A 24,739-nucleotide genomic window follows, 5' to 3' on the forward strand; every position below is an offset into this window, starting at 1 on the left:
ACAACACAAGTTAAAAAATTAGCGATTGCAATTGACAATGAGTGTTTTATAATACTATTATAACAAACACTCTGTTGAATAAGCAACATTCTGTTGTGACATTAACAGCGTGTGAGATAAGTAAGAAAGGATTGAAATAGTGTTAAAGAACTGTCGACGTAACTACATTATTCGTTGCTAGATAATGAGTCATTTTTAGGAATGATATTTATCTACTACCTTCTAACACTTTTAGGTTTTTTATTAATGTATAAAGCAGGTATAGATGTCGGATCGACCACTGTTAAAGTTGTCATTTTCGACGATAATTATCAGTTACTATTTTCACGTTATGAGCGTCACTTTTCAGACGTCAAAACAGCAACTATCAAGGTTTTAAATGAAGCTATTTCTGAAATTGGCGACCAAACTGTCAGTATTGCCATTACTGGTTCTGGGGGTATGGGCTTAGCTGATGTGGCTGAAATTCCTTTCGTCCAAGAAGTTATTGCTGCGACTACTACCGTTGAAAAATTCATTCCACAAACTGATGTAGTAATCGAACTTGGTGGTGAAGATGCCAAAATGACCTTCTTTGGCGATACTCTTGAACAACGCATGAACGGAACATGTGCCGGCGGTACAGGAGCTTTCATCGACCAAATGGCTGGACTGTTAAAAACAGACGCCAACGGGGTCAATGAACTTGCCAAAGGTTACGAAACCATTTACCCAATTGCCAGTCGTTGTGGGGTATTTGCTAAAACTGACGTCCAACCCTTAATTAATGAAGGGGCCAGAAAAGAAGACATTGCAGCTTCGATTTTCCAAGCTGTTGTCAATCAAACCATTGCTGGATTAGCTTCTGGGCGTAAAATCACTGGAAACATCGCCTTTCTTGGTGGACCGCTCTTTTTTATGAGTGAACTTCGTAAGCGTTTCATCGAAACCCTTGATATCAAACCAGAACATGTGATTTTCCCTGAAAATCCACAACTTTTCGTTGCCATGGGAGCTGCTCTTGATGAGAATCAAACCCAAATCAACTTATCTGGAATCATTCATAATTTAGAAAATAATACTTCAAAATCCCTAGTTCCTAAAAATACTCTTGATGTTCTTTTCAAAGATCAAGCTGAACTGGATGCTTGGCGCGCCCGTCACGATGAAGCTAGCGTTGAATACAAAGACATTACCACTGCTTCTGGGCCTCTTTTCCTTGGTATCGATGCAGGATCAACCACTTCAAAAGTTGTCCTCACAGATCCTAAAGGAGCTATTTTATTCCAACACTACGGCAATAACCAAGGGCAACCTCTTGAAAATGTCATTGCCATCCTAAAAGAACTTTATCACCAATTGCCAGAAGATGCTTTCATTGCTCGTTCTTGCGTGACTGGATATGGTGAAAATTTGATTAAAGCTGCTCTTCACGTTGACTACGGTGAAGTTGAAACCGTTGCTCACTTTAAAGCAGCTAACTACTTCAACCCAGGAGTTGATTTTATCCTTGATATTGGTGGTCAAGATATGAAAGCCATGAGTGTTCGCGATGGCGCTTTATCGAGTATCCAACTAAACGAAGCTTGCTCTTCAGGTTGCGGCTCATTTATTGAAACCTTTGCCAAATCTCTTAAATACGATGTCAAAGATTTTGCCAAAGTTGCTCTTCTTGCCAAGCACCCCGTTGACCTCGGCTCACGCTGCACAGTCTTTATGAACTCTAAGGTAAAACAAGTTCAAAAAGAAGGGGCTACGGTTGCTGATATTTCAGCAGGGCTTTCATACTCTGTCATCAAAAACGCCCTTTACAAAGTTATCAAATTAAAACGTCCCGAAGATTTGGGTGAGAAAATCGTTGTTCAAGGAGGAACTTTCTACAATGAAGCTGTTCTTCGTGCCTTTGAACTCGTCAGCGAACGCGAAGTCGTTCGACCAAGCATTGCTGGACTTATGGGAGCTTATGGCTGCGCTATTATCGCTAAAGAAAAATACGAAGATGAACTAGCCAACCAAGAAGCTACTCTTGAAGTCAGCGCGGTACAGTAAAGGAGGGATTGCATGACTGAAACATCACTTACAGCCAATCGTACTAAGTCAAGTTTGATGGGGCTTGAAGAACTCGATCAATTTACTACTCAAAAAGAATTCACTCGTTGCGGCATGTGTGAAAATAACTGTGCACTGACTGTTACCATCTTCAACGACGGCTCAAAATTCGTTACTGGTAACCGCTGCGAACGCGGTGCTGAAAAAGTAACTAAAATCAAATTCGACCGCAGCAACCAAAAAGAAAATCTGGTTGATTACAAATATAAAAAACTCTTTAAATTTAAAGCACTCTCAAAACGTGACGCTGTCCACGGTGTCGTTGGAGTTCCACGTGTGCTCAACATGTACGAAAATTACCCACTTTGGCACACGGTCCTTACTGACTTGAAGTTTCGTGTTCAAATCTCACCAAAATCAGACAAACGTTTATTTGAAAAGGGAATCGAAACCATCCCAAGTGATACGGTTTGTTACCCTGCCAAAATGGTGCACGGTCACATTCAAAGTTTAATCGACCGCAAAGTAGATGCTATTTTCTACCCTAGTGTCATTTACGAACAAATTGAAAATAGCAAAGCACCTAACCACTACAACTGCCCAATCGTCCAAAGTTATCCAGAAGTCATCGAAAAAAACATGGACCCTATCCGCAATGGTGAGGTCAAATACTTCCATCCATTTGTTAACTTGGCCGACCATGAATCTGTTGTCAAATCACTTGTCAAAAGCTTTGCTGATTATGATGACATTACAGAAGCTGATATTCGCGAAGCCGTTGAACATGGTTACCAAGTCTTAGCTGACTTCAAGAAAGATTTGCAAGACAAGGCAGATGAGCTCCTTAGCAAGCTAGCCCTCAACAATGAAAAAGCGATTGTGCTTTCTGGTCGTCCATATCACCTTGACCCTGAAATCAACCACGGGATTGCTAACATCATCACCCAAGAAGGTTTCCACGTTTTAACAGAAGATATGGTAGCTGGACTTGAAGAAGTTTCAGGTTTGCGCGTGGTTAACCAATGGGTTTATCACTCACGACTTTATGCTGCTGCTAAAGTCGTTTCTAAAAATCCTAACCTTGAATTAGTCCAATTAAACAGCTTTGGTTGCGGACTTGATGCTGTCACAACTGACCAAGTTGAAGAAATCATGCGAGCTCACAACAAGCTTTACACTGTTTTAAAAATCGACGAAGGAAGCAACCTTGGTGCTATCCGTATTCGTCTTCGTTCCCTCAAAGCAGCCGTTGAAGAACGTGACAAGAAAGCTAAAAAAGCTAATCTCAGTCACATTTTCAACCAAGCTCCACAATTTACCAGCCAAGCTGATGAAGAAAGTAAAGAACCTATCTTTACAAAAGATATGAAAAAGAAACACACCCTTCTCATGCCAATGCTTTCGCCAATTCACCAAAATGGTTTGATTGAAGAAGCCTTCAAACAAGCTGGCTATAACGTTGTGATTCTCCCAGCCATGGACAGAAAAGCCGTTGATGTTGGTCTAAAATTTGTCCATAACGATGCTTGCTACCCAGCTATCATCACTATCGGCCAATTGCTCGAAGCACTTCAAAGTGGTAAATACGATCTCGACAATACCAGCGTCATGATGACGCAAACAGGTGGTGGTTGCCGTGCAACAAACTATATCCCACTCTTACGAAAAGCTCTAAAAGATGCCGGATATCCTCAAATTCCTGTTGTTTCTGTTTCTATGGGAAATCAAGGTACCGAAGAAACACCTGGTTGGAATATTACTTTACCATTTGTAAAACGTCTACTTATCAGTGTGCTTTATGGTGACCTTTTTGAACGAGTGCTCTACCGCGTTCGTCCTTATGAAGCCGTTCCAGGTTCTGCCAATGCCTTATACGAAAAATGGCTTGAAATCGCTCGTAAGAATGTCAAATCCGGCTCTTACTTCGAATTCAACCATAACATGAAACGAATCATTAAAGACTTCGATAATCTTGAAACCATCGACTTTGGTCAAAAACCACGTGTTGGGGTAGTCGGAGAAATCCTTGTCAAATACGCTCCAACAGCCAACAACGATATTGTCGCTATCATTGAAAATGAAGGTGGGGAAGCCGTTGTTCCAGACTTGATTGGCTTTATGAATTACTCACTCTTCAACCAAATTTGGAAAGCTGATGAGCTCAATATGAGCCAAAAATCAAAACGCCTAGCAAAACTTGGTATCGATGCCATCAATCTTCTTGAAAAGCCAATGAACAAAGCTCTTGAAAAATCAGAGCGTTTCGATGGAATCGAATCCATTTATGACATCGCTAAAGGTGCTGAAAAAGTCGTTTCAATCGGTAACCACACTGGTGAAGGTTGGTTCTTGACTGGTGAAATGATTGAATTACTAAATAACGGTGTTAAAAATATCGTTTGTCTTCAACCATTTGGTTGTCTTCCAAATCACATCGTCGGAAAAGGAATGCTAAAAGAACTCCGCCGACAATTCAAAGGTGCCAATATCTCACCAATCGATTACGACCCAGGTTCATCAGAAGTTAACCAATTGAACCGTATCCGCTTGATGATGACAACCGCCAAAAAAATGCAAAAAGCAAATTAATCAATCTAACGCAATAGAAAAAAGTTCGCCGAGAGAGTAGCGAACTTTTTTCGTGTCAAATAATATTAAGAGAACATCTAGTCGAGATAAGCGATGACTTCAATTTCTACCTTGACGTCTTTTGGCAAACGAGCAACTTCAACAGCAGAGCGCGCTGGGAAATCAGCTTTAAAAGCCGTAGCATAAACTTCATTAAATGGAACAAAGTCATCCATGTCGCTTAAGAAACATGTCGTTTTAACCACATGGTCAAAATCAGTACCTGCTTCTGCTAAAATCGCAGAAATATTTTTAAGGACTTGTTTGGTTTGTTCTTGAATGCTTGTCCCAATAACTTCACCAGTTTCAGGTGACAAAGGAACTTGACCTGAAGCAAAAAGGAAGTTACCAACAACTTTTCCTTGAACGTAAGGACCAATTGCTGCTGGCGCTTTGTCCGTGTGAATTGTTTTCGCCATAAATTTTCACCTTCTCTCAAATAGATTAGGATTATTATAACAAAATATTCTGAAAATTGAAACATATTAATAAATAAAAATGCATTTATTTTCAAATATTTACAAAAAAGCAAATTGTTTATATAATAGAAGGCGTGCATAATCAAAAGTACTACTTTTGGACTGGTTCGAAAACTCCCAGAATAAAAAACTAGCTATCTACAAATAGAGAACTGCTCTTTGTTGAGCGTCTTTTTTGAGTGGCTTTGTTTTTTAGAAAACAAGGTCATTTTTTATTTTCTATAAATATTTTTAAGAAAGGAGGAAAGGATGACTAAGCAAAAAATTATTATCGATTGTGATCCTGGTATCGACGATACACTTGCACTACTTTATGCCCTTAAACATCCAAATTTAGAAGTCGTAGCAATCACCATCGTCGCTGGAAATTGTCCAACAGATCTCGGAGTAAAAAATACTTTTACAAGCCTAGAGCTGCTTGATCGACTAGATGTTCCTGTCTACCAAGGAGCTAGTACACCGCTAACACGAGATTACGTTTCTGCCCAAGATACTCATGGTATGGACGGGCTTGGCGAAAATAATTTCCAACTCAAACACACTCCTCATATTCAAGAAAAATCAGCAGAGCAATTCTTAGCCGATTACTTTAAAGACCCTAAAGATACTTCTATCATTGCCCTTGGTCCTTTAACTAATATCGCAAAAGCTCTTGAACTAAATCCTAAGCTCGGCGAAAACTGTCACCGTTTTGTCAGCATGGGAGGAAATTTCAAATCACACGGCAATTGTTCACCTGTTGCTGAATACAACTACTGGTGCGACCCTCATGCTGCACAAATCACTTTTGAGCGCTTAGGTCGTAAAGTCGAAATGGTCGGGCTTGACGTCACTCGCCACATTGTCTTAACACCAAATCATTTAGAATATATGAGTCGTATTAACGCTGAAATGACAGCATTCATCACAAAGATTACCCGTTTTTACTTTGATTTTCACTGGGAATACGAACATATCATTGGCTGTGTGATTAATGACCCTCTCGCATTGGCCTACTTTGTCAACAGCGAGGTCTGCTCAGGTTTTGAGGCTTACACTGATGTTGTTACTGACGGCATCGCTATTGGGCAAACTGTCGTCGATCAATACGATTTTTACCACAAACCTAAGAACAGTACTATTTTGACTCAGGTTAACCCAAGCCTATTCTGGGAAGATTTTCTAACCGTACTTTTAGATGCACAAAAAGACATCATTCAAGATGATCTCAAAAATCTAAAGTTAGAAAGTTAAATTATGAAAAATTCATCAATTCGTATCATTTCTTTTATGGCAATTGCCATTGCAATTAACTATATTGGCGCAAATATCGCTTTATTCTTACGTCTGCCAATTTACCTTGATATGATTGGAACATTGTTGGTCGCTGTTGTCTTTGGACCATGGCTTGGTGCTGGTGCTGCTATTGTCAGCGCATTAATCAGCTGGATGACGACTGATATCTTTGCTATTTACTTTGCACCTGTAGCTATCGTAGCTGCTTTTATTACAGGTTTCTTAGTTAAAGAAACAAGCAAATCAAAAGACTTAATCTGGAAAAGCTTACTTGTCTCACTTCCTGGAACAGTTGTTTCATCAAGTATCACAGTCATTCTTTTCCATGGTATTACTTCAAGTGGTTCTGGCATCTTGGCACAAATTCTTCACGGCTTAGGCATTGACATGACAGCAAGTTTAGTTTTGGTTCAAGCCATTACTGACTATGCTGACCGTCTTATTAGCCTTGCTTTGGTGCTTGCTATCATCAAATCACTTAAAACTTTTGCACCAAACCTTATGACTGCTAAAAACTAAAACAAAAATCCCAACCAATTAGGCTGGGATTTTAACTTATGTCAAGGTCTGGCAAGTAATCGAAGCAACTGCCTCGTGCTTTCCTAAATCTGAAAAGTGTTCCTGCAAAGCTCGGATAAAAAAAGTTTTACTGAAGAAAGTATCACTTGCTAAGCTTTTAAAGCTATCTGAAAGAGCTTCTTGCCAGATTTGTAAATCATGCTCAACTAAACCTACTTGTCGTTTAATCTGTTCTAGAAGCGGGTGTGACACCCTTTTTAGGTCTAGTGCAATACAAAATGTCTTATCAAAAAAGGTAATTTTCGCGATATAAGTTATCATGTTAATCACCTCTCAGAGAAATTCTAGCAAACATTTCTTAAATAAACTTAAAAAGCCTGAACTCAAAAGTTCAGGCTTTAATAATCTTTATTTATTAAGATTTAATACTACTCCTTAGTCAAATCTCGCTTCACTTCGCTTCGCTGATTTGACACGCTAAGTCCTATTGGAACTTAGCTAAAGGACTAACTAGCTTTTAGAATGAAAAAGTTTCGTTTTCATTCTAAAAGCGTCGCGGTCGACTTTCTAAGGTTTAATACGGTGTAGCATACGTGGGAATGGAATAGCTTCACGAATGTGTTTAGTTCCAGCTACGAATGTTACCATACGTTCGATACCGATACCGAATCCAGCGTGTGGCACTGAACCGTATTTACGAAGGTCAAGGTAGAATTCATATTCTGATTTATCCATACCAAGAGCATCCATCTTAGCAACAAGTGTGTCATAGTCATCTTCACGGACTGAACCACCGATGATTTCTCCGTATCCTTCTGGTGCAAGAAGGTCAGCACACAAGACGCGTTCTGGGTTACCAGGAACAGGTTTCATGTAGAAGGCTTTGAAGCTTGCTGGGTAGTTGATAACGAATGTTGGAACACCAAAGTAGTTTGAAATCCATGTTTCGTGTGGTGAACCAAAGTCATCACCGTGTTCTAGGTGTTCGTAATCAGCATCTTCATCATTTTCGTGTTCTTGAAGAAGATCGATAGCATCATCGTAAGAAACACGTTTGAATGGTTCTGCAATGTATTTTTTAAGCAAATCAACATCACGTTCCAAGATTTCAAGTGCTTGAGGAGCACGGTCAAGAACACCTTGGATAAGTGCTTTAACGTAAGCTTCTTGAAGATCAAGAGATTCTTCGTGTGATAGGAATGAATATTCAGCATCCATCATCCAGAACTCAGTCAAGTGACGACGAGTTTTTGATTTTTCAGCACGGAATACAGGACCAAAGTCAAAGACACGACCAAGTGCCATAGCACCAGCTTCAAGGTACAATTGACCTGATTGGCTCAAGTAAGCAGGTGTACCAAAGTAGTCAGTTTCAAACAATTCTGTTGAATCTTCAGCAGCGTTTCCTGACAAGATTGGGCTATCAAATTTGATGAAACCATTTTTATCAAAGAAATCATATGTAGCGTAGATGATAGCGTTACGGATTTGCATGATAGCCATTTGTTTACGTGAACGCAACCACAAGTGACGGTGATCCATCAAGAAATCAGTACCGTGTTCTTTTGGAGTGATTGGGTAATCTTCTGAATGACCGACGATTTTAAGGTCAGTCACATCAAGTTCGTAACCAAATTTTGAACGTGAATCTTCTTTTACGATACCAGTGATAAGGATAGAAGTTTCTTGGCTAAGGTGTTTAATTGTGTTGAATTTTTCAGTTCCTTCTTCTTCACCGTATTTTTCGATAAAGTTTGGTTTGAAAGCAACTGCTTGGAAGAATGCTGTCCCGTCACGAAGTTGTAAGAAAGCAATTTTTCCTTTTCCTGATTTGTTAGCTACCCAAGCCCCGATTGTGACTTCTTCGCCAACATGATCTTTAACATCAATAATTGATACGTAATCTTTAGACATAATTCCTCTTTTCAAATATTACTCTGACACTTTTGTCAGTTTAATCTTATTAATTTTAGTTTTTGAACTACTGATAGTAACGTGGTAAGCCATCTCTTTCTTACCTCCGTCCCAATCTTGACAATACGTTAAATCAAATTCTTGCTGACCAGCTTTTTTAACTCTTCCTGTGACACGACTGTAGCCAGAAGAACCTAGTCGATTATCTTTACTTGGATAAGATTGATAAACAATGTCATCTAAACTACAGTTATTCTTATCCACGCCACTAACAGTCCAAGTATAACCAGTCGTACTATTGCTAGCCAAGTCAATTTCAAAACGCATGCCCTTGGAAGTAACCGAGTAATCCCCCAGTTTGGTTAATTCTGGGGAAGTTGGTTTAAAATGAATGCCTAGTCCAACTGCAACAATTCCTGAAAAAGCAACTAATGCAATAATAAGTTTTCGTTTTTTGGACATCTTATTTTTCCATGAATGCTTTCAAACGTCTTACAGCTTCTTTCAAAGTATCCATATCAGTCGCATAGCTCAAACGAACATTCTCAGGAGCACCGAAACCAGCACCAGTAACAAGAGCTACTCCTGCCTCTTCAAGAATAGCTGTTGTAAAAGCAGTCACATCAGTGAAGCCTTTCATTTCCATCGCTTTTTTCACGTTAGGGAAAAGATAGAAAGCACCTTGAGGTTTAATCACTTCAAAACCAGGAACTTCGCAAAGCAATGGATAAATGGTATTAAGACGTTCTTCGAAAGCCTTACGCATAACTTCAATAGAATCTTGTGAACCTGTAAATGCTTCAATTGCTGCGTATTGTGACACTGCCGTTAAGTTTGAAGTGGTTTGGCTGATAACTTTTGCCATACCTGAGATGATTTCTTCATTACCAACCGCAAAACCAACACGCCAACCAGTCATAGCATAAGTTTTTGAAGTACCATTTACAACAACTGTTTGATTTCTGATAGCTTCAGAAATTGTTGAAATTGGTGTGAATTCATTTCCATTATATACCAAACGACCATAAATATCGTCTGCCAAGATTAAGATATTGTGTTCAACAGCCCAATTACCAATTGCTTCTAATTCATCACGGCTGTAAATCATACCAGTTGGATTAGATGGTGAATTCAATAAAAGAACTTTTGTTTTATCTGTACGAGCAGCTTCAAGTTGTTCTACAGTAGCTTTGAAGTCATTTGCTTCAGTTGTCGCAACTGTTACAGGAACACCATCAACCATTTTAACTTGATCGACATAAGACACCCAACATGGTGTTGGAATAATAACCTCATCGCCTGGATTAAGAACAGTTGTAAAGAAAGTATAAAGAATGTATTTAGCACCTGTTGCAACAACCACTTGATTACGATTAACTGAATAACCGTAGAAATTTTCCATGTAATTGTTGATTGCATCCTTCAATTCTGGAAGACCAGAAGCGACAGTGTAGAAGCTTGCTTTACCATTTTGAATAGCTTCAACTGCTGCATCTTGGATATTCTTAGGAGTTACAAAATCTGGTTCTCCTAAAGTTAGTGATAAAATATCACGTCCTTGCGCTTTCAAGGCTTTGGCACGCGCACTCGCTGCTAAAGTCACACTTTCTTCCATGTTCAACACGCGATTTGATAAGTTTGTCATATGCCCTCCTTCTTCACGAGCTCACTTGTTTCAAAATTCACAAGATAATAACCATCAGTAGCTGTGACTTCCCAAATTGGGGTCTTGCCATCAATTCCATAAACAACTCTTGAAATACCAGTCGCCCCATTTGCTGCAGCTACTTGCTCAGCTTGTTTACGACTAATCCCATCGTTTACAGAATAAACAAATACCTTACCATTGTCTTCACCTACAGCAACAATCTTCTGATCACCTGATGCTGTCGTTCCAAAAACACTATAGTATGTCTTAGAACCATTGTAAAGGTCAACAGAAGACGTTTGAACTAAATCAGCTTTTTCAATGGCTACTTGGGTCGCCAGTTTTTCTGCTCTTCGTTTTGGCTGAATCGCTAAATCCAAAACAGTCGCAGCAGAAAGCAAGAGAACTAATAAAATCAAGCTAAAACCAAGTAAATACTGTTTTACTGGTGTTAATTTTTTCATTTACTTCTCCCTTTTTGTTTATCTCTTTTATTATAGCAGAAAATTCTTTATTTCAGTGAGACTCTTTGAAAATTTTTGATGAGAAATGTAAAATTCTTCAGATAAAGCATCACTGATAATTTTTCCGTATGATTTTGTCAAAATTCGTGGGTCAAGCAAAAGCACAGCCGAACGTTGATTTTCACGTCGCATGGTTCTTCCAATCGCTTGTTTTAGTTTTAAAATAGCCAATGGTAAAGAATAATCATTGAACGGTGATTTAGCTTGCGCTAGCAAATGATTACTGATTTTCTGAACAAATAAATCCTTAGGATTTTCAAACGGCAAGCGTGTAATAACCTCAATCATTTTATCTGACTGCACAAAGTCAACACCTTCCCAGAAAGCTCCTGTCCCAAGCAAGATATGACTTTCTCCGCGTTCAAAACGACGTTTGACATTATAGGCTGTCCCGTTTTTCTCTTGTGTCAAATGATGAAGGTCCATCTCATCTAAAAGCTCTGAAACATCAAACATGGCTTTTTTAGAATTAAAGAGCACCAACATCTGTTCATCCAATTGCCTAATCTGATAAATTCTCTCAGCAATAGCCTTAGCATAAGCTTCATCAGAAATCTCAGCTACATTTGGCATCTCTTCATCAATCCAAATGCGTTGCGACGTTTGCTTGTCTCGCTCAATGCTCATGTAATGATACTGCTCAAAACCAAGCAAACCTGCAAGACTAACTTGCGGACTAATGTGCAATGTCGCAGAAACCATGTAAGTCTTGCGTGTTTCTGGCAAGAATTCTTGGAAATTCAAGAGTTCATCACTACTTGCATTTAAGTAAGTCTGACGTTTTTCATTTTCAAAACTTGTCTCAAACCAAAAATCTGTGAACGGCTGTGCAAATAGGGCTAACAAATCTTCCAAGCACAGATAACGCCACTCGGGATTAAGAGCAAGTAACTCTTTAGCAGCTTGTTCCAGTCGATGCGCATCCTCTGTCGTCACGTAAGTTTCTTGATTTTGGTAAAAACGTGTGGCAAGATGGCTCAATTGGAAAGAAAGACTTTCAATCAAACGTTTTTCAAGCGTTGGCAGGGTAGCATCCAAATGCTTTTCAAGTTTTTGAACCAACTGCGTTACATTAGCACGACGTCGTGAAAATTGTTCTAGATTCAAAATCAATTTTTGCGCTTCGTCAAATACCAAAATCTTCTTAGCCGCAAACGCCTTATCATCTTGAACACGTTCTAAGAAATACGCATGATTAATAATCAAAAGCTTACTGTGCTTAGCATTTTCGTAAGTACGATTCCAAAAATCAACATCCTTGTACAGCGATTTTTCGCTTAAATTACCATCGTGTTTAATCTGTTCAAAATAAGCTTCAAAACGCTGCTTTTGTCTGATTTCATCCAAATCTCCCGTTAGAGTTTCTGTTAACCAGACAAGCAATTGCATCTTATAACGATTAACTAAGCGATTGTCCCCTTCTCGGTGCAAGGTTTCCGCAAAAGAATCCAACTTAATATAGTTGCCAGGTCCTTTGATGGATTGGCAAGAAATGTGAAAGACCTCTTGAATCTTTTTAGCTTCATTAGCCATGATTTGGTCTTGCAAAATCTTTGTTGGCACCGAAACAATAATTTGCTCATCTTGTGCTAACTGCAAAAGTGGCAAAAGATAACCATAAGTCTTTCCTAGACCAGCCTGAGCTTCTAAGAATGAGATTTTTGAACTTTGAAAATCATCTTTAACCATTTGAGCAAAGCGACTCTGCTTCTCACGCGCATCCAAGCCTAGAAGTGCCATATTTAACTCAAAATCATCAGACAACTTACGTTCACTGCCAATGGCTTTTGCACGTCGTAAAATCAAGCCACCAACTTCTTGGTAATCTTTTTTTGACATGACTTTCGCTTTTTTAAAGCTCTCCTCAACCAACATCCCCGTTTCAAATAAGAGATTATCAGAAAAAGGTAAGAGTTGTTCTAGCAATTCTTTTGGCAGACTTTCCATTTTTTCTTTTAGTTTTAACAATAGCTGAGCAGTCGCATAAGCATCGGAAATAGCCGTGTGCGCATCTGTCAAATCTAGTTGTAAAACATCTGCTAGGTGACCTAGCGTATATTTTTCAAGGGTCGGATAGAAAACTTGTGATAACTCAACCGTATCGACAAGCGGCGTACGTAGTTCGTATCCTTCTAAGAATAATTTTTCTGCTAAAAGATTGGCATCAAATTTCACATTGTGAGCCACAAATACACAGTCCGAAATCAAGTGATAAATTTCTTGAGCAACTTGTGAAAAATCTGGCGCTTTTGCCAATTGCTCATCTGTTATCCCTGTTAAATGAATAATGTGGTCAGTTAAGGCCTCGTGCGGATTAACATCCGTTTGATAGGTCTTCACAATCTGATTATTTTCAATAATGACAATGCCAACCTGAATAATTTCTGCCATTGCGTGGGCACCCGTTGCCTCCAAATCCACAACAGCATATTTTTGAGAATTAACTTGCATCATAACATTTAAATTATACCATTTTTAAAGCACACATTCACCTAATCCAAAAAATAAGATAGCGAAAAAATTGCGTTTGGCAAAAGAGATTGTATGACTTTTAAAGACTTTTTTGATACACTTTTTTTATGAAGATTTTTAGATTATTAAACCACGTTGCACGTGAAAATACCTACTTATTGGTCAATGACCAAGCTATCATTGTTGTTGACCCTGGTAGCAATACAGATAAAATTAAAGAAAAAATTACGGCTATTGATAAACCCGTAGCTGCTATCTTAATCACACACGCTCATTATGACCATATTATGGGGCTTGATGTGATTCGTGATGCTTTTGGACAGCCTCCTGTTTATATCTCTGAAAAAGAAGCGTCTTGGCTTTATTCACCCAAAGATAATTTCTCAGGCTTAGACCGTCATGCTGACATGGATGATGTGATTTTAAAACCTGCCGAGCACCACTTTCAATATCAAGAAGATTATGTATTAGCTGGTTTTCGTTTTCAAGCACGTCAAACACCAGGACATTCATGGGGAAGTGTTTCGCTAGTTTTCCCTGATGATGACCTTGTTCTCACTGGTGATGCGCTCTTTCGTGAAACCATTGGACGAACTGATTTGCCAACTGGTAACGCAGAACAATTACTAAATAGTATCAAAACTGAACTCTTTAGTCTTCCAAATCACTTCACCGTATACCCTGGCCATGGTCGTGAAACGACTATCGCACATGAAAAGAATTTTAATCCGTATTTTAACACACTATGAAAAAACTTAAAAAATGCCTACTCTACTTTTTAGTTTGTTTAGCAGCCCTATTTATTTTAAGTCTTGGTTTTATTCGTTACAAAACCTACCAGGCACACCAGAGCTCTATGGCAGCCGCTAAATCCGCTAAAATCACAAAAGATTATCTACTCTTTGAAAGTAAAGAAAGCGCAAAAGCAACTATTGTCTTTTACCAAGGTGCTCTTGTCGAAGAAAAAGCCTACGCTGGCTTGGCTAATAATTTAACCAAGTCAGGATATGATGTTTATATCTTGAAAACACCGCTAAATCTTCCTGTGCTATCAAGCCAAAAAGCTTTAACAGTCATCAAAGAAAAGAACTTAAAAAATGTCTACCTTGCTGGACACTCCCTAGGTGGGGTTGTAGCTTGTTTAAACGCTGACGCAGCAAAGACAGACATTTCTGGTTTAATCCTCCTTGCAAGCTACCCAAGTGAAAAAACAGACTTGTCAAAAGACAAACTAAAAGTTCTCTCAATCACAGCTAGCAAGGACAAAATCCTCAAGTGGAAGCAATATGAGGACGCTAAAAAAAGGCTTCCAAAAGATACCAACTACGTTAGCATCTCTGGTGGGAACCACAGCGAGTTTGGAGACTATGGTCATCAGGCAAAAGATGGACAAGCTAGCATCTCTCAAAAAGAACAAGAAGACCAAATCGTCACTGCTATTACAAACTTTATAAATTAAAACAACTTCTGAAAATCAGAAGTTGTTTTTTTAGATTAAATTTTAAGATAACGTCTCATTGAGATAACTGAACCAAGTGATCCGATAAGGATACCCACAACAAACATACCACCGATAATCATTGGAAGGAATGTGTCAGCTGGGTAAAGTGTCAAACCTTGGACCTCAAATTGTGGATTTACTGATGCGTAAACGGCTTTATAACCGAAGTAAATGATGATTGATGGAACAATTGCACCAAGCAAACCAACCCAAGCACCTTCAAAGAAGAATGGGCCGCGGATATAAGAGTTCTTAGCACCAACCAAACGCATGATTTCAATATCGCGGTGACGAGACATAATTGTCATACGAATTGTATTTGAAATCAAGAAAATAGCTACGACAACAAGGAGAACAGTACCTGCAAATCCCCATGTACGGATAAATTTAGAAATCTTGAAGAGTTGATCTGAGTTTGAACCACCGTAGTTAACTGATTCAACCCCTTCAATTTTAGAAATCTTATTAGCAACTTTCTTAACTTTTGATGCTGATGTCGCTTCTACAACGTAAACGTCTTGCAATGGATTTGAATCTCCATCAAACATTGACCAGTCATCACCATATGTTTCTTTCAACTTAGCTAATTGGTCATCTTTACTTGAGAAGGTAACTGATTTAACACCAGAAAGTGCATTGATTTGGTCATAAACTTGGTGATAAGCGTCATTTTGAACAGTCTCACCAACTTCATTTGTTTTTGTTTCTGAATTATCAGCAGAGTTGACATCCAAATAAACACTAATTTGAATGTTATTTTCAATACCTTGAGCAATTTTTTCAACGTTCAAGAGAACAGCTGCAAAAATACCAACAAGTGTCAATGTAATCGCAACTGAGCTGACTGATGCAATGGTCATCCAGATGTTTCGTTTTAAACTTTTAATAGATTCCCATAAGTGGCGGAAAAAGTGTCTAATCATTATATCCGTATTCTCCTTCCTCTTCATCACGTACAATACGTCCTTCTTCAATTGCGATAACGCGATGGCGAAGGTTATCAACGATTTGTTTGTTGTGTGTTGCCATTAGAACGGTTGTCCCTTGAAGGTTGATACGTTCTAACAATTGCATGATTTCCCAAGAAATTTCTGGGTCAAGGTTACCAGTTGGTTCGTCAGCAATCAAAACTTTTGGATTGTTAACGATGGCACGCGCAATCGCCACACGTTGTTGTTCACCACCAGATAATTGGTCTGGGAATGAACGCATTTTGTGTTTAAGTCCAACAAGTTCAAGTACTTCTGGAACGCGTTTTTTGATTTCACGTGGCTTTTCACCAATAACTTGCATGGCATAAGCAACGTTTTCAAAAACAGTCTTCTTAGGAAGAAGTTTGTAGTCTTGGAAGACAACACCAATGCTACGGCGCAAAATTGGGATTTGACGTTTTTTCATTTTTGTAAGGTTAAATTCCCCAACTTTAAGTGTTCCAGCAGACACTTTTTCTTCGCGGTAAAGCAATTTAATAAAGCTTGATTTACCAGCACCAGAAGGACCAACAATATAAACAAATTCACCTGGGTTGACAGATACATTGATATCTCTCAAAGCAGTTGTTGAGCGGTGATACTTTTTAGTTACACCTTTCATTTCAATTAATGCCATTTGTATTTTCCTTTACGATTTTGTTATCCTAAAATTTTACTTTCGAGTTAATCAATACGCCATTTCAAGAAAGCGTCGATGAAACCATCAATGTCACCATCCATGACTTTATCAACTTGAGCAACTTCATAGCCTGTACGGTGGTCTTTAACCATTGTATATGGAGTGAAGACGTATGAGCGGATTTGGCTTCCCCAAGTGATTTCTTTTTTATCACCTTTAAGAGCATCCACTTCTTGCGCTTTTTTCTCTTGTTCTAATTGATAAAGTTTTGCTTGCAACATTTTCATAGCGCGATCACGGTTACCGTATTGAGTACGATCAACAGTTGACGCAACAACAATTCCTGTTGGAATGTGAGTCAAACGAACACCGGTAGAAACCTTGTTGACGTTTTGTCCACCAGCACCACCTGAACGGAAAGTATCCATCTTGATATCATCATCACGGATTTCAACCTCAATAGTGTCATCCAATTCTGGCATCACTTCAACAGAAGAGAATGACGTATGACGACGTTTAGCTGAGTCAAATGGTGAGATACGAACCAGACGGTGAACACCCATTTCTGATTTCAAAAGTCCGTAAGCATTTGGTCCTTCAAAAGAAAGGGTTACTGATTTGATACCAGCTTCATCACCAGCTTGATAGTCAAGGGTTTCAACTTTAAAGCCTTTGGCATTTCCATAACGTGTGTACATACGGAAAAGCATATCAGCCCAGTCTTGTGCTTCCGTACCACCTGATCCTGGGTGAATTTCCAAGATGGCATTGTTACGGTCATAAGGTTCTGATAGAAGAAGTGTCATTTCATAACTTGTCATGATTTTATCAAGTTTTTCAAGAGTTTCTTCTAAATCAGCTTGAACAGAGTCGTCTTCATCTAACATTTCCAAATATAGTTCTGTTTCATCAGACAATTCTTGCATCTCGTTAAATGTTTCATAGGTTTGTTTCAAACCGTTCAATTCTTGAGATGTTTTCTGCGCTGCAATGTTGTCATTCCAAAAATCTGGCTCAGTCATTTTATTTTCAAGAAGCGCAATGTCTTCTTCCAAACGATCTAAGTCAAAGAGACCTCCTGAAGCTAGTCAACTTCTCTTGATTTTCTACTATTTTTTGGCGGATTTCAGCCACTTCCATGAGATAACTCCTTTATTAAGATATTTAGTCCGTCAAGAAAGCGAGATGAAAATAGGAATTCGACGCTGTGTCTTGTGACACAAGAAGAATTATCTTTTTCACGACGCTTTTAGGACGAATTCAGTTAACTTAAGATATTAAGTTCGTTAAACGAGTAAAGCAAAAATAGGAATTTTGACGAAGAGCTCTTAAGCTCTAGGAAAAATTATCTTTTTTGCACAACTCGTAGAACGTATTCAGTTAACATAAGATATTGAGTCCGTTAAGAAAGCAAGATGAAAATAGGAATTTTTAATCTGCTTTTTGGACTTAATTAATCAAATCTATAGTCAGCTTATCTTTACTTTTTGACGCTTTTATAGATTTCCTTACTGCCTTTTTATTTTATCATAAAGGCTGTAAAATTGCTATTGGCTACCATTAGCAGCCATTTTATTTACCTAGCTTAGGCTACAATTCCTAAAACAATTACCTTTCAATATGACAATGCCATTAAGCTTCTTTTTCAATCACTTGCATAACTTCTGTTAAGCTATCAACCAAGACACTAGCTTGTGATTGATCAATGCCAAATACTTTATCACGAATAGCAATCACTCGCACTCCCGCTGCCACACCGGCTTGGATTCCTTTTTGGCTATCTTCAATAATAACAATATCACCTTTATCGAATCCTAATTTAGCGCAAGCGGCGTTATAAATTGCTGGGTTTGGTTTACCTTCTTTGAAGTCATCACCTGTCAAAATATAAGTGAAAAAGTCAAACAAGCCACATTTTGTCAAAGCTCGCTCAACATCTTTTCGCACAGTGTTTGAAGCCAAAGCCAAAACATATCCTTTTGCTTTTAAATCACCAAGTACCTTTTTGGCATCTGGAAAAACTAATTGACTATAATCTGGTCGATGAACATTTTTATAAGCAGTGTATTCTGCTTCCAAAGCTTTTGTATCATAGTTTGAAATCTTGTCACCTAAGATTTTTTCCCAGAACTGATCCATACGTCCACCAACAAAAAATTTAGGTGGCAAATGCTTGATAGAAATGCCTTTACTTCCTAAAAATGCCTCACGACGGTCAAAATAAAAATTCTCAGTGTTAAATAAAACACCATCCATATCAAATATAATTGCTTTAATCATGAAAGCCTCCCCAGAATATTCTACCATAAATTTTTCAAAGATTTTCAGAAAGCAAAAAAGCTAGGACAATTTGTCCTAGCTAATAGTTAGCATATTTTAAATAGCTTTTTCATCTTGACCAAGAGCACGTTGGACAGCTTTGACAATTTCTGTCAAAACAACCATGAGCAAGCTTCCGATGATGACAGCCAACCATTGTGTTACACTCAAGTGTGAAACGTGGAATAATTGGTTAAATCCAGGTACCGCAATAGTAACCATCAATAGTAAGAAGGCTACTGGAATTGCCCAGTTAAAGGTTCTATTTCTGAAAGCTCCAACCGTAAAGATTGATTGGTAGACAGATTTAACGTTAAAGGCATGCAGCAATTGAATCAAACCTAGTGTTGCAAATGCCATTGTCAAAGCATCTTCGTGCATCATACGATTTGAAGCATGTTCTGGGAACATCAATGCCCATCCGTAAACACCTAAAACAAGTAAGGTTTGGAAAATACCTTGATAGATAATCGCTCCCATAACACCACCATCAAAGAAGTTTGATTTACGTCCGCGAGGTTTGTGAGTCATCACATCTGGTTCAGCTGGTTCAACACCAAGCGCAATCGCTGGTAGCGTATCTGTTACCAAGTTAATCCAAAGAAGATGAACAGGTTGAAGAACATCCCAACCAAATAGTGTTGCAAAGAAGATTGTGAAGACTTCAGCCATGTTAGCTGAAAGGAGGTATTGAATTGATTTTTGAATATTAGAGAAGACTTTACGTCCTTCTTCAACGGCAACGATAATCGTTGCAAAGTTATCATCAGCAAGGACCATGTCAGAAGCCCCTTTAGAAACTTCTGTACCAGTAATCCCCATACCGATACCGATATCAGCCGTCTTAAGTGATGGCGCATCATTAACACCATCACCAGTCATGGCAACAACTTTACCCTCATTTTGCCATGCCTTTACGATACGAACTTTGTGTTCAGGAGACACACGCGCATAAACTGAGTATTGTTTGAAGACTTTTTGGAATTCTTCGTCTGACAATTCATTAAGTTCCGCACCTGTGAAAACGTGGTCTTGACCGTCATCTTCAATGATACCAAGACGTTTAGCAATAGCTTCCGCTGTATCTTGGTGGTCACCAGTAATCATAATTGGACGAATACCAGCTTCCTTAGCAACAGCAACAGCTTTCGCTGCTTCTGGACGTTCTGGGTCAATCATTCCGACAAGACCTGAGAAAATCAAATCAGATTCAACAATATCTGATTCAAGTGTTGGCACTTCAGAAACATATTTATAAGCCATCATCAAAACACGAAGAGCTTGTTTAGCAAGATCTTTATTGACAGTTAAAATAGCTTTCTTCTCATCTGCTGTAATATCGCGAACTTGACCATTTTCTTCGATACGAGTCACACGTTTAAGCAATTGATCTGGAGCACCTTTAACAGCAACAAGGTACTTACCATCAGCTTCTTTGTGAATCGTTGACATTAATTTACGTTCAGAATCAAATGGTAATTCTGCCACACGTGGTTCTTTTTTAAGAACTTCACGAATATCAAAACTGTGGTCAAGACCAAATTGAACAAGTGCTGTTTCAGTTGGGTCTCCGATTAATTTACCATTTGGATCAATTTTTGTATCATTGGCAAAGTTCATGATACGAAGTGTGTTGTTATCAGCTGCAATTTCGCTAGTAGCATTTTGCAATTGACCATTTGTGTACACTTTTTCAACTGTCATTTGATTCATTGTCAATGTCCCTGTTTTATCTGAGGCAATGATTTCTGTAGAACCAAGTGTTTCAACAGCTGGCAATTTACGAACGATAGAATTACGTTTGGCTAAGGTTGTTGTCCCCATTGATAAAACGATTGTTACAATGGCAGGCAAACCTTCTGGAATAGCAGCAACCGCAAGTGCAACGGCAACCATTAAACCGTTAAGTGGAGCTTCACCACGGACAAAGACACCGATAAGGAAAGTAACGGCAGCAATCCCAACAATCAAGTAAGTCAATACTTTAGACAATTGGTTAAGACTTTGTTTAAGTGGTGTATCTGTTTCATCGGCATTTGCAAGCATGTCAGCAATTTTACCAACTTCAGTATACATACCAGTGTTAACAACCACACCAACACCTCGTCCGTAGGTAACGTTTGAGTTTTGGTAAGCCATATTCACACGGTCACCGATACCTGCATCAGCTGGAACCTCAACAGACAAATCTTTCTCAACTGGAACAGATTCACCAGTCAAAGCTGCTTCTTCAATCTTCAATGACGCAGCTTCTAAAAGACGCATATCTGCTGGAACAACATCCCCAGCTTCAAGCATGACAATATCACCAGGCACTAATTCGCGTGAGTCAATTTCCACTACATGGCCATCACGACGAACACGCGCAATCTGACTAGACATGTCTTTAAGTGCTTCAATCGCAGCTTCTGCTTGACCTTCTTGGTAAACACCAAATGCTGCGTTCAAGATGACAACAGCAAGAATAATTAAAGCATCTGTCAATCCGTGCATTCCTTCTGTAATAACAGAAAGAGCCGCAGCGACCAACAAAATGATAATCATCAAATCTTTGAACTGATCGATGAATTTCGCAAACAAACCACGTTTTTCACCTTCATCAAGTTCATTGTGACCAAATTCGTCCAAGCGTTTTTGAGCTTCGGCTGTAGACAAACCATCACGTGATGACTTCAGAGTTTCCAATGTTTCATCTTTGCTCTGTGTATAAAACAGAGCTTTACTTTGTTCTTTAGACAAAATAACTTCCTCCTATGGTCTCCTCTATAGAAAAAGAGACCTGTTTTTTTAAAACAAGTCTCGCTGTTTAAGACAGGGCCGGAAATTTCTTTCGTAATGACGACCATGTCACGGGTTTTACCCGTCTGCTACTCCCTTGAATACAGAGTAATCATATCAATTTTAAAACCATTTGTCAACTAATCTTACAAGTAGCTAAAGCTTGATATATCAAGCTTTGGTTAGGCTTACAACCACTTGATTTCTAGCTGATAGTTTGCAAAAACATTATCCCCTTCAACTTGTTTTAGTTGATAGTGGATTTTAAGATTTTGCTCTTTGGTATCCAACTCATAAACACTGGTTTGTGTTTGTAAATGTTGCATACCAACTGGGGTTGGAATAGCAACTATAGCTGGCAGTTCGCGATGAAATCGCATGATTGATTTTGGCGTTGAAAAACGTGTCATAATCAACTCTTGGTCATTACACTTAAGCATAACCGTTTCTTTTTCTTCATTGGTATAGGTAAGATAGATATGACCATTTTTTTCGGTTAATTTGACTGGGTATGATTGCTCAACTAACTCAACTTGTCCATCTAAATCAATTTTATTCTTAATATGAAGTTTCATCTAAGTAAGCTTCTTCCTTTCTCTAAAATTATACCAATTCTTTCTTCGTAAAGCTAATAATAACGCTATTTTAACGCTTAATTGCTGATGAACGAAGTAAACTAGTTCCAGTAAAAATAGCAATGAAAACAATCAGTATTTTAAACTTATTGATATCTAGCTGACTAAGGAAAAAGGCAGCCGTCAAGACACCAAAAGAACCACCAATAATGATTCCTAGAACCCCTGGCCAATTCACGCGACCAGATTTGATAAATTCTGTCGTACTTGCTGACATAATAACAGCAGCATCCAACATCATAACTGGCAAAGCAATCGACGGATTAATTCCGAGCATTGAAAAGAAAATCAATTCTGGAGCATAGTTTCCCAATCCCATTGTCATCAAAATACCAATCGTAAAATTGAACACTATACCAACAAAAAGCCATATGCCATGAAGACCGTGAACACCGTCACCCATTCCTGCACCAGGATTTGCAATCATGCGATAAACCATGATAAGCGCAGCAATAATCAATAGCGTTCCCAAAGCTCTTTGCACATGACGTGTGTCCCAGTTTTTCGTAAGACGTGTCCCGACAAGAGCTCCCACAAAAGAAGCCGTTGCCATCGCTAACAAGGTTGGCAATTCCACTTTCACAATCGTGATAAAGCAAAGCGCCTCAATCAAGACAGGAATGACGTGAGCAGTTGACAAGGTCGCAGGAATTTGTTTATCATCTTTGACCAATTTTGTCGCCTTAAAAAGCGCCGTACTAGTCGCAAAGGTTCCAATACCCAGCGTATCTAGTAAGTCTGTCAGATAGCCTATCCAAAGACCAGTCCAGAATCTTTCCTTTAAGTTAATTTTATTTTTCTTGGCATGCAAGATGATATTTCCAAAAATCCAAATAATTAAGAAAACCAAAAAAATCTGGATTAAACGTAAGATAAGTTCATTTGTCATAGACTCCATTATAAGCAATTTTTTAACTTTCGTAAACAAGATTATTTCAAGAGTTAAACCCTTAGCATTTTTAGCTTTTTTGTTATAATGAAACTATGAATGAAAAAGTATTTCGTGATCCTGTTCACAATTATATAACTGTCAATCATCCGGTCATTTATGACCTTATCAATAGTAAAGAATTTCAGCGTCTACGTCGTGTCAAACAAGTCTCGACAACTGTTTTCACCTTTCATGGCGCTGAGCACAGCCGTTTTTCACACTGCTTGGGCGTTTATGAAATTGCTAGACGAGTAACTGAGATTTTTGATGCCAAATTTCCAGAGATTTGGGATTCTAATGAAAATCTTTTAACCATGGTAGCAGCCCTCTTACACGATGTGGGGCATGGTGCTTATTCACACACTTTTGAAAAGCTTTTTGATACTGACCACGAAGCTATTACTCAAGAAATTATCACTAGTCCTGACACGGAAGTTAATGCGATTTTATGCCGAGTATCCCCAGATTTTCCTGAAAAAGTTGCAAGTGTCATCAACCACACATACCACAACAAGCAAGTGGTGCAACTCATCTCTAGCCAGATTGACTGCGACCGAATGGATTACCTTTTGCGCGACTCCTACTACAGTGGAGCAAGATATGGTCAATTTGATTTGACACGCATCTTGCGTGTTATTCGTCCAACAGCTGATGGCATTGTCTTTGAATATAACGGCATGCACGCTGTCGAAGACTACATTGTCAGTCGATTTCAAATGTACATGCAAGTCTATTTCCACCCCGCTAGCCGAGCTATGGAAGTCTTGCTGCAAAATCTCTTAAAACGTGCCAAATACCTTTATCACATTGATAGCCACTTCTTTGAAAAAACGTCACCAAATCTCATCCCATTTTTGGCTAATCAAGCTAGTCTAGCTGATTATTTATCTCTGGATGATGGTGTGATGAACACTTATTTCCAAGCTTGGATGACTGCTGAAGATGACATTCTAGCAGATTTGGCCAGCCGTTTTGTTAACCGTAAGGTTTTCAAATCCGTAACTTTCGAAGAAGAATCTCGTAAGGACCTCAGTCATTTAGTTGAATTGGTGAAATCTGTTGGTTTTGATCCAGACTATTACACTGGTATCCACATTAATTTTGACCTGCCCTATGACATTTACCGCCCTGAAAAGAAAGAACCTCGCACTGAGATTAATATGATTCAAAAAGATGGTTCAGTCGTTGAACTTTCAACCATCTCACCTATCGTGAAAACCTTGACAGGGACAATTTATGGAGATAGACGCTTCTACTTTCCAAAAGAAATGCTCAGCGATGATGACTTATTCGCTCATACCAAAAAAGAATTTATGAGCTATATCTCAAATGATCATTTTGTTTCTCATCACTAAGGAGTTTGGAATAAAACTGATGACAAATTGTCTAAGTTTTATTCCACTCCTTTTTTCATTTGACATTTTTTAAAATGAAAACGGTACCTCTTAGAATTCCTTGTGTTCCCCATGACAAATAA

At 38.6% G+C, this 24,739-nt stretch carries 19 protein-coding genes, 1 pseudogene and 1 riboswitch; of the genes and pseudogenes, 6 read left to right on the forward strand and 14 right to left on the reverse strand.

Going from position 1 to position 24,739, the window contains the following annotated elements; all coding sequences use genetic code 11:
- Window positions 1–246: 246 nt before the first annotated feature.
- Window positions 247–4,617: pseudogene (locus tag BMX18_RS09550) on the forward strand (acyl-CoA dehydratase activase-related protein).
- Between the two features lie 77 nt (window positions 4,618–4,694).
- Here the strand turns inward: BMX18_RS09550 and BMX18_RS01905 are convergent.
- Window positions 4,695–5,075, reverse strand: a complete 381-nt coding sequence (locus tag BMX18_RS01905; protein ID WP_006532694.1) for a RidA family protein — start codon at window positions 5,073–5,075, stop codon at window positions 4,695–4,697.
- A 156-nt stretch (window positions 5,076–5,231) separates the two neighbouring features.
- Window positions 5,232–5,275: riboswitch (PreQ1 riboswitch) on the forward strand.
- Between the two features lie 109 nt (window positions 5,276–5,384).
- On the opposite strand from BMX18_RS01905, the gene BMX18_RS01910 reads away from it, so the two are divergent.
- Together BMX18_RS01910 and BMX18_RS01915 are read left to right on the forward strand one after the other, a co-directional pair.
- A complete protein-coding gene (locus BMX18_RS01910; RefSeq protein ID WP_074626445.1) occupies window positions 5,385–6,368 on the forward strand; it encodes a nucleoside hydrolase in 984 nt (327 codons plus the stop codon).
- A gap of 3 nt (window positions 6,369–6,371) precedes the next feature.
- Entirely contained in the window at window positions 6,372–6,929 is a 558-nt protein-coding gene (locus tag BMX18_RS01915; RefSeq protein WP_074965162.1) for a LytS/YhcK type 5TM receptor domain-containing protein, read from the forward strand.
- Between the two features lie 36 nt (window positions 6,930–6,965).
- Here BMX18_RS01915 and BMX18_RS01920 read toward each other — a convergent pair whose 3' ends face one another.
- The 6 genes from BMX18_RS01920 to BMX18_RS01945 all read right to left on the reverse strand — a co-directional run bounded on the left by BMX18_RS01920 (window position 6,966) and on the right by BMX18_RS01945 (window position 13,469).
- Window positions 6,966–7,250 (reverse strand): hypothetical protein, encoded by a 285-nt coding sequence (locus tag BMX18_RS01920; protein ID WP_074560653.1) that lies wholly within the window; start codon window positions 7,248–7,250, stop codon window positions 6,966–6,968.
- 246 nt (window positions 7,251–7,496) lie between these two features.
- The gene (gene asnS, locus BMX18_RS01925) at window positions 7,497–8,843 is read right to left on the reverse strand and encodes an asparagine--tRNA ligase (RefSeq protein ID WP_039696562.1); all 1,347 of its coding nucleotides are present in this window, start codon (window positions 8,841–8,843) and stop codon (window positions 7,497–7,499) included.
- Between the two features lie 18 nt (window positions 8,844–8,861).
- On the reverse strand, window positions 8,862–9,305 hold the full coding sequence (locus BMX18_RS01930; RefSeq protein ID WP_093814853.1) for a protease inhibitor I42 family protein: 444 nt from the start codon (window positions 9,303–9,305) through the stop codon (window positions 8,862–8,864).
- Window position 9,306: 1 nt separating this feature from the next.
- The gene (locus tag BMX18_RS01935) at window positions 9,307–10,488 is read right to left on the reverse strand and encodes a pyridoxal phosphate-dependent aminotransferase (RefSeq protein ID WP_093814855.1); all 1,182 of its coding nucleotides are present in this window, start codon (window positions 10,486–10,488) and stop codon (window positions 9,307–9,309) included.
- Window positions 10,485–10,955, reverse strand: coding sequence for a cell wall elongation regulator TseB-like domain-containing protein (locus BMX18_RS01940; RefSeq protein ID WP_093814857.1), 471 nt, complete (start codon window positions 10,953–10,955; stop codon window positions 10,485–10,487). Before BMX18_RS01940 ends, BMX18_RS01935 begins: the two co-directional genes overlap by 4 nt.
- A gap of 30 nt (window positions 10,956–10,985) precedes the next feature.
- Entirely contained in the window at window positions 10,986–13,469 is a 2,484-nt protein-coding gene (locus tag BMX18_RS01945; protein WP_093814859.1) for a bifunctional DnaQ family exonuclease/ATP-dependent helicase, read from the reverse strand.
- A gap of 125 nt (window positions 13,470–13,594) precedes the next feature.
- Between BMX18_RS01945 and BMX18_RS01950 the strand changes: the two genes are divergently transcribed.
- Together BMX18_RS01950 and BMX18_RS01955 are read left to right on the forward strand one after the other, a co-directional pair.
- Window positions 13,595–14,236: an MBL fold metallo-hydrolase gene (locus BMX18_RS01950; RefSeq protein ID WP_074564091.1), complete on the forward strand. Its 642-nt coding sequence runs from the start codon at window positions 13,595–13,597 to the stop codon at window positions 14,234–14,236.
- Window positions 14,233–14,946 (forward strand): alpha/beta hydrolase, encoded by a 714-nt coding sequence (locus BMX18_RS01955; RefSeq protein WP_074560659.1) that lies wholly within the window; start codon window positions 14,233–14,235, stop codon window positions 14,944–14,946. Before BMX18_RS01950 ends, BMX18_RS01955 begins: the two co-directional genes overlap by 4 nt.
- Before the next feature lie 35 nt (window positions 14,947–14,981).
- On the opposite strand, the gene ftsX is transcribed toward BMX18_RS01955, so the two are convergent.
- The 7 genes from ftsX to BMX18_RS01990 form a co-directional block, all read right to left on the reverse strand.
- Window positions 14,982–15,911: a permease-like cell division protein FtsX gene (gene ftsX, locus BMX18_RS01960; protein WP_074560660.1), complete on the reverse strand. Its 930-nt coding sequence runs from the start codon at window positions 15,909–15,911 to the stop codon at window positions 14,982–14,984.
- Window positions 15,904–16,596 carry a cell division ATP-binding protein FtsE gene (gene ftsE / locus BMX18_RS01965; protein ID WP_074481476.1) on the reverse strand — a complete coding sequence of 231 codons (693 nt, stop codon included), beginning with the start codon at window positions 16,594–16,596 and terminating at the stop codon, window positions 15,904–15,906. Before ftsE ends, ftsX begins: the two co-directional genes overlap by 8 nt.
- 47 nt (window positions 16,597–16,643) lie before the next feature.
- Window positions 16,644–17,739, reverse strand: a protein-coding gene (prfB, locus tag BMX18_RS01970) for a peptide chain release factor 2 (RefSeq protein WP_142349791.1) whose coding sequence is annotated in 2 segments (ribosomal slippage) — window positions 16,644–17,666 and window positions 17,668–17,739 — 1,095 coding nt in all. Because the reading frame shifts where the segments join, the coding sequence is not laid out codon by codon here.
- A 492-nt stretch (window positions 17,740–18,231) separates the two neighbouring features.
- The gene (locus BMX18_RS01975) at window positions 18,232–18,879 is read right to left on the reverse strand and encodes an HAD family hydrolase (RefSeq protein ID WP_074560662.1); all 648 of its coding nucleotides are present in this window, start codon (window positions 18,877–18,879) and stop codon (window positions 18,232–18,234) included.
- 96 nt (window positions 18,880–18,975) lie between these two features.
- Window positions 18,976–21,657 (reverse strand): cation-translocating P-type ATPase, encoded by a 2,682-nt coding sequence (locus tag BMX18_RS01980; protein ID WP_074560663.1) that lies wholly within the window; start codon window positions 21,655–21,657, stop codon window positions 18,976–18,978.
- Between the two features lie 227 nt (window positions 21,658–21,884).
- Complete coding sequence (locus BMX18_RS01985) at window positions 21,885–22,271, reverse strand: YwiB family protein (protein WP_074560664.1); 387 nt, start codon at window positions 22,269–22,271, stop codon at window positions 21,885–21,887.
- Window positions 22,272–22,341: 70 nt separating this feature from the next.
- Entirely contained in the window at window positions 22,342–23,220 is an 879-nt protein-coding gene (locus tag BMX18_RS01990; protein WP_074560665.1) for a sulfite exporter TauE/SafE family protein, read from the reverse strand.
- A gap of 95 nt (window positions 23,221–23,315) precedes the next feature.
- On the opposite strand from BMX18_RS01990, the gene BMX18_RS01995 reads away from it, so the two are divergent.
- On the forward strand, window positions 23,316–24,617 hold the full coding sequence (locus BMX18_RS01995; RefSeq protein WP_074602469.1) for an HD domain-containing protein: 1,302 nt from the start codon (window positions 23,316–23,318) through the stop codon (window positions 24,615–24,617).
- Window positions 24,618–24,739 lie beyond the last annotated feature (122 nt).

The organism is Streptococcus sp. 45 (assembly GCF_900108865.1).
Classification (GTDB): Bacteria; Bacillota; Bacilli; order Lactobacillales; family Streptococcaceae; genus Streptococcus; species Streptococcus ruminicola.